This is a genomic window from Amycolatopsis sp. NPDC006131, from assembly GCF_040614175.1.
GTDB lineage: Bacteria > Actinomycetota > Actinomycetes > Mycobacteriales > Pseudonocardiaceae > Amycolatopsis_E > Amycolatopsis_E tucumanensis.
The window spans coordinates 25,397-32,079 of sequence record NZ_JBEXTX010000094.1 but is presented as its reverse complement, the minus strand read 5'-3'; the positions used below and the strand labels follow the sequence as shown (position 1 = coordinate 32,079).

1 protein-coding gene and 2 pseudogenes are annotated in these 6,683 nt (G+C 72.5%); 1 reads left to right on the top strand and 2 read right to left on the bottom strand.

Features of this window, described 5'->3' with window-relative positions; all coding sequences use genetic code 11:
• Positions 1-54 (top strand): annotated as a pseudogene (locus ABZ215_RS33690) (hypothetical protein); the annotation flags it as partial.
• 98 nt (positions 55-152) lie between these two features.
• On the opposite strand, the pseudogene ABZ215_RS33685 reads toward ABZ215_RS33690, so the two are convergent.
• Together ABZ215_RS33685 and ABZ215_RS33680 are read right to left on the bottom strand one after the other, a co-directional pair.
• A pseudogene (locus ABZ215_RS33685) lies at positions 153-1,952 on the bottom strand (glycosylhydrolase-like jelly roll fold domain-containing protein); the annotation flags it as partial.
• Between the two features lie 1,431 nt (positions 1,953-3,383).
• Entirely contained in the window at positions 3,384-6,665 is a 3,282-nt protein-coding gene (locus tag ABZ215_RS33680; RefSeq protein WP_354954356.1) for a family 78 glycoside hydrolase catalytic domain, read from the bottom strand.
• Between the last annotated feature and the right edge of the window lie 18 nt (positions 6,666-6,683).

The following is a 6,683-nucleotide window of genomic DNA, read 5'->3' as shown; positions in this document are numbered from 1 at the left end:
CTGATCTCCGGTCACGACGGCGGCACCGGTGCCTCGCCGCTGTCCTCGATCAAGCACGCGGGCGGCCCGTGGGAGCTGGGCCTGGCCGAGCGCAGCACCACGGGGCCGACCAGGCCCGACGGCAGGATCTTGTTGCGCGAGTTGGCCAGCGTGTTGGTCACCCGTACCGCGATCGTGTTCTCGCCGGGCTTCAACCACGCTGTCGCGTCCACTGTGTACGGTCGCCACAGCCCTGTGGGCAGCGCGGAGCCGTTCACGGTCACCGTGGCCAGATCGTGCACCTCGCCCAAGTCCAGGACCAGGTGGCGGTTCGCCAGGTCCTGCGCGGTCAGCGAAACCGTCGTCGAGTAGACGGCGCTGCCGGAGAACGTCGGGTCGAAGGCCGTCCACGAACCTAGTGGCCGCTCCGCCTCCACGGCGCCAGGCTTCTCCAGCCGCACCCGCCACGAGCCCGCCAGCGGGATCGGGGTCAGCGCGTCCGTCACGGTCGCCACCCCGCCGTAGCTCCGGCCGTTCGCCGCGCCCGACAGGCGGTACTCGCCGGGCGCGTCGGCGATCACCGTGGCCTGCAACGACCGTCCGTCCACCGTGACCACCTCCGCAGGCAGCGTGCCGTCGGTCAGGTGCGCGGTTTCCCGGACGCCGTGGCGGAAGACCACCGCGAGCGTCTCGTACGGCTGCAGCCGCACCGGCACCGCCACGCCGTCCCGCTCCGCCCGGTACGCGGTCGCCGTGCGGGTCGATCCGGTGCGCGGGTCCCAGATCTCCGGGACGCCCCCGCTGGGGAACGTCGCCGTCGTCGTCACGACCTGGTCGCTCTCGTTGTTCAGCAGGTACGCGACGTCCTTGCCACGCGCGGTCCGCGAGACCCGCACACTCGGCGCCGCCGGCTCCAGCTGCGCCGCCGCGTACGCCCGGGCCAGACCCGGCAACGCTTCGGCATCACCGACGACCGCGACCGAGCCGGCGCCGCGACGCTGCCACGCCGCGCCCGCGTCACCGAACAGGCGGCGCAACTCGCCCGCCAGCTCGGCGTCCCGGCCGCGCGCCTCCCGTGCCGGCAGCGGGCCGACGGCGGCCACGTGCCCGCCGACCTGCACGAACCGCGCCAGCGTGCGCACCGTCTCCACGTCCAGCACCGGCGTCTCCGGCAGCACCACCAGCTGGTAGGACGCCTCGCCGACGTGCAGCTGACCGGCGCGTGCCACGGCCTGGAACCGCGCCACCGGATCACCGGACAACGACGAGTCACTCACCAGGTCGAAGTCGACCTGACCCCGCTCCAGCGCGTACGCGGCATCCGCGAACTGCCCGTCCAGCGAGTGCTCGGCGTCGGCCACCCGGGTCTGCTCGGCCGCCCGCTGCGGCTGCACGAGCACGGTCCGCGCCAGGTTCTCGCCGCGGCCCAGCTCCATCACGCGGCCGATCCACTCGTCGACCGCGGGCATGTCCGCCCAGAACGTGCTGCGCGGACCGAACGGCGGCGGGAAGTTCACCGAGTTCTCGTCCGTCCACATGGCGTGCAGGAACGTCAGGTTCACGCCACGCGCCGCGAGTGCGCCCGTCGTGGCGTGCATGAACTCCGGCGCCACCTGCCAGCCCGAGTTGCCGAACGTCTCCATCACCACGCGCGGCGCGCCGCTCTGGTGCGCGGCGGACGCGGCGTTGCGGCCCAGCATCGTCTGCTCGCCGAGCGTGTAGTCGCCGGTGATCATGTCGCTGCCCGGCACCTGCGCCCACTGGTTGTCCTTGCTCAGGTCACCGGTGGAGTGCATGCGCTGCTGCGGGCCCTCCTCGTCCAGCAGCGGGTTGGTCAGCAGCTGCAGGCCGTGCCGCGCCATCCACTCGGCCTCGCGCTGGTAGTAGTTCGTGGCGAACAGGTTGTTCACCGCGCGCCAGTAGTACCCGGCGGCCGGGTCGGCGGTGGGATCCAGACCGTCCGCCGCGCCCATGTACGCCACGCCGGGCGTGCCGCCCGCGGCGACGATCGCCTGAGCCAGGCCCGGCGAGGCGGGCAGCCGCTTGAACGGGTGTGGCTGCGCGGAGGCGATGAACGGCTCGTCGTCCCAGAACCCGGGCACCACGGTGCCCATCGCCCACGGGAACCGCCGCACGTACTCGCCGGGCACGGTGTCCATGAACGCGTCGGTGGCCGCCGGGTCGAGCAGGTCCAGGTAGCCGCGCACGTAACCGCTGGAGTCGTCGCGCAGCAGCGCCTGCGAGTACACGTCGACCTGCCACTGGCCGGCCGGGACCTGCCAGGTGCCCTTCGCCGGGTCCAGCTCGACCGCGGTCCGGTGGTCGGCCGTGCCCGCCGGGCGCGCCGCCGCGGCGGTGATCCCGGCGAGGTTGACCCGCGTCGCCGGGAAGTCCGCGAGCACCCGGGCGTCGTCGAAGTTCGACGACCACAACGCCGTGCCGCCGGGCGCGGTCACCGACAGGTTGTCCCACTGCGACCGCTGGGTGCCCTCGGCCGACACCGCGACCGAGCCGGTGGCGTAGGTGGCATCGGTGGCCGCGGGCTGCACGGTGTTGTTGATCTTCGGCGTGATCGTGTTCCCGGAGACCGTCACCGTGACCGTCTGCGCGCGGGTGGCGGAGAACCCGGGCGTCGGGATGCCGGTGGTGAGCCGGGTCCGGGTGCCGCCGTCCACGCGCCAGACGCTCGTGTTGCCCTTGACGTCCACATCGACCAGGTAGCCGTTCGTGCCGTCGCTGCGCACCATCAGCTGGGTGCCGCCGGTGGTGAGCGTGACCTTGCCGGTGACCGTGTAGTCGGTCCAGCCGGCGCCGGTCGTGATCGCCGCGCCGCCCGGCTTGGTCGCCGGGTCGACGACGAGCTTCCCGGTGTCCACGGCCAGTCCGGTGGTCTCGGCGAGGGTCACCGTCGCCGGTCCGGTCACCACCCGGCTGGACCGCAGCAGCCCCTTGAGGCGCAGCTCCGGGTGCTCCTCGGCGACCTTCAGGCCGGCCCGGCCGCTCGGGAAGTTGTTGTCGTTGAACAGCCACATCTTCATGCCCGTGCGCTGCGCCTCACGCAGGACGTGCTCGATGAGCGTGAACCACTCCTCGGTGAGGAAGGCCGGCTGCATCGACGCGCCGCCGTACGGGAAGACCACGGCCTCGTAGATGCCCTTGTCCCGCATCTCGGCCATCTGCCGGTCGGTGATCTCCGGCGTGATCGTGTTGTTCCAGTACCAGTAGACGCTCGGGCGGCTGTCCTTCGGCGGGTTCGCGAAGGCGGCCGGGTCGAAACGGGACAGGTCGGTGGTCGCGGCGGGCGGGCGATCGGGGGTTTGGGCCACGGCGGGCGCGGCGGCCAGTCCGGCCGCCGTCACAGCCGCGAGCAGGACGGAGACGAGTCTTCTCATGGTGTCGTCCTCTCAGGACACTCGCGAGCGGAAGGTCCAGGAGCCGGAGCCGGCCTCGAACACGGCTTCGCCGCCGTCCACGCGGACGAAGCGGGCGCCGTCGGCGACCGGCGGGACGTGACCGGCGAACGGCACGTGCACCTCGGCAGTGGCGCCCACCGGGACGGTGACCTCCAGCCGGTACTCGCCGCCGGTGCGCGTCCAGGAGGTGCGGACCTCGCCGTAGGTGCTCTCGTACTTGCCCGACGCCGAGGTCAGGTCGCCGACCACCGCCGGGTCGATCAGCAGGCGCCGGAACCCGGTGGAATCGGCCGTCTGCTCGATGCCGGTCAGCCGCGTCTGCAGCCAGCCGTCCATCGCGCCGAGCATGAAGTGGTTCTGCGACTGGCCGCTGCCGCCGTCCCAGGTCTCGCCGAGCGCGGTCAGCCCGGCCTTGACCTGGAAACCGAGGCTGGGGCTGGTGGTCTGGGTCGCGATCAGGTAGACGACGTCGTCGCGCCCGGCCGCGGACAGCACGCGCAACACGGACGGGAACGAGATCTCGCCCATGATCAGGTGCCAGCCGGTGGCCTGGATGCTGTCCACGAGGTGCTGCACCTGCGCGGCCCGCAGGTTCGCGGGCACCGCGCCCATGTCCAGTGCCAGTGCGGTCGCGCCCTGCCCGCCGCCGCCGAACAGGCCGGTGGCCGGGTTGTAGTACTTCGCCCACACCTTCCGCGCGAGGTCGTCGGCGCGGGCGCGGTAGGCGGCCGCGTCGGCGTCCCGGCCAAGCGCTTGCGCGACCTGCGCGAGCCCGTCGGCGATGGCCCACACCCCGAAGGTGCCGGTGATCGCGCGCGGCATCACCGGCTTCTCCGTGGTGATCCAGTCGCCGAGGCTGTAGTCGTAGACCCCGCCGTCGATCCAGCGCGCGGTCTGGCTCTCCAGGTAGGACAGGTACCGCTGCATCGCCGGGTAGTAGGTGCGCAGCAGCTCATCGTCGCCGTAGGTGCGGTAGGCCTTGAGCGGCAGCAGGACCAGGGCACCGCCCCAGTTCGGGTCGTCGCGGTAGCTGCCTGCCAGCGTCACGTAGTCCGGGACGGTGCTCGGCACCATGCCGGAGGCCTCCTGGCCGTCGGCGATGTCCTGCACGATCTTGCCGAGGTAGGCCTCGACGTCGTAGTTGCGGGCGATCGTGTCGAACGCCAGGTGGTCCTGCTCCAGCCAGCCCAGCTTCTCCCGGCTCGGGCAGTCGGTCAGCACGCTCTGCATGTTGTTCTCCAGTGCGTGCCGGGTGAGGCGGTGGATGCCGTTGACGATCTCGTCGGACGTGGTGAACTCGCCCGCGGAGTCGTTGTCGGCCATGGTGCGCAGGCCGGTGACCGACAACCGCGCGTCGTCGGGGACGCCGACGACCTCCAGGTAGCGGAAGCCGCGGTAGGAGAACTCGGGGTGCCAGGTCTGGGTGCCGCCCTTGCCGGTGAAGCTGTCCCAGATCGGCGCGCCGACGTTGGACTTCGACTGGTCGACCCGCCCGTTGCGCAGCGCCTCGGCCGGGAAGACGCGGACCGTGGTGCCCGCCGGGGCGGTCAGCGTGATCTGCGGGATGCCGGCGATGTTGCGGCCGAGGTCGAACACCCGCACGCCGGGCGCGGGCCGGGACACCTCCGCGCCGGGCAGCTGTTCGACGACGCGGACCGGCTCGCCGCTGCGCGCGGTGAGCTTGGTGGTCGGCGCGGGCGGGGCGACGGCGGTGGCAGGCGTCCACGCGGCGCGGTTCGCGCCCGGCGCGTCCCAGCCCGGGATCTCGCGGCGGGCGTCGTAGTCCTCGCCGCCGTACCAGTTGGACGCCGTCGTCGGGCCGAGCGCGGTGCGCCACGACGGGTCCGTGGCGATGCGCTGCACGCTGCCGTCGGCCATGGTCAGCTCGAGCTGCGCGATCACCTGCGGGTCGCTGGCAGTGCGGGCGAACTTGCGGTAGCGGCCGGAGGTGTGCAGCGCGTCCGCGGTGCCGTTGCCGACCGCGATGCCGATGGTGTTCGCGCCGCCGCGGAGCTGGCCGGTCACGTCGTAGGCCGCGTAGGTGACGCGGTCGGCGTAGTCGGTGTTGCCGGGTTCGAGGACGGCGTCGCCGACGCGGGCGCCGTTGAGGCTCGGCACGTACACGCCGAGGCCGCTGACGTACAGGCGGGCCTGCTGCACGCGGCCCTGGACGGTGAAGTCCTTCGCGAACAGCGGCAGGGCCTCGGGCAGCCAGTTCTCCGGCGTGGGCTGGTCCTTGACGGTGGCGGCGACGGTGAACGGGCCGGTCGCGGTCGTCGCGGTCTGGATGGTGTAGTCGACGGGGAAGTTGGGGGTCCTGCCGTCGGCGGTGAGGGTGTCGGTGCGCGGGTAGAGCACGACCCGGTCGAAGGTGCGGTCGGCGCCGAGGTCGATCGTCACCCACACCGGCGCATTCGGATTGTCGTGCGCCGCGCTCTGGTAGCCGGCGTTGCTCGCCTCCTCCGGGTTGGAGGTGGTGAGGCCGTCGGCGATCAGGCCGGGCTCCCACTCCTTGCGGATGGTCTCGGTCTCCGAGGCGGTGACGAACTTTTCGCGCCCGGCGGCGAAGTTGACCGACGGGTTCGCGGAGTCGCGCACCTGCACCTCGGCGAGCTGCAGCCGGTAGGTCAGGTCCGGGAAGCGGCGCGGGGTGCCGGTGGTGACGAGGCGGTTGTTGCTGTCGATGGGCTGTTCGGCGAGCGGGAGGCCGAGCTTGGTGACGTCGAGGCGGACGTAGCGCGCGGTCCGCGCGGGGAGGGTGACGACCACGGGCTGCGCCGGCTTGCGGCTGAGCTGCCAGTCGTGGTGGGTGATCCAGCCCGCCGTCCAGTCCTCCTGGTCGGTGAGGCCGGTTTCGAACCAGGTCGGCTCGCTCCACGCCGAGGGCGCGGGGCCGGACCAGGTGCGCACGCGCCAGTAGACGCGCTGGCGGCTGCTGAGGGGCTGGCCGGCGTAGGTCGCTTCGACGTCGGCGCTGGGCACGCGCCCGGTGTCCCACAGGTCGGCGCGGCCGCGGTCGAGGGCTTCGCGCGAGGTGGCGGCCTGGATCTGGTAGGCGGACTGTTCGCGGTGACGGGCTTGAGCGGTGTTCTGCCAGGACAGGACGGGAGTGGTGTGGTCGGTCCCAAGTGGACGGTCCTGGTGCGCGGTGCGCAGATCGGTGACGGAGACGAGCCCGCCCTGCGCGACGCCCGGCGGGGCGACCCCGGACACCAGCGCCGCGGCGACGGTGACCGGGATCAGGATTCTGCGGAGACGAGAACGAGAGCGCATCGGTGCTGCTCCTCCTCG

What these genes read in the sequence shown, in the direction of transcription:
- ABZ215_RS33680 (WP_354954356.1), bottom strand. Translation starts at nt 6,665, where the DNA reads ATGCGCTCTCGTTCTCGTCTCCGCAGAATCCTGATCCCGGTCACCGTC.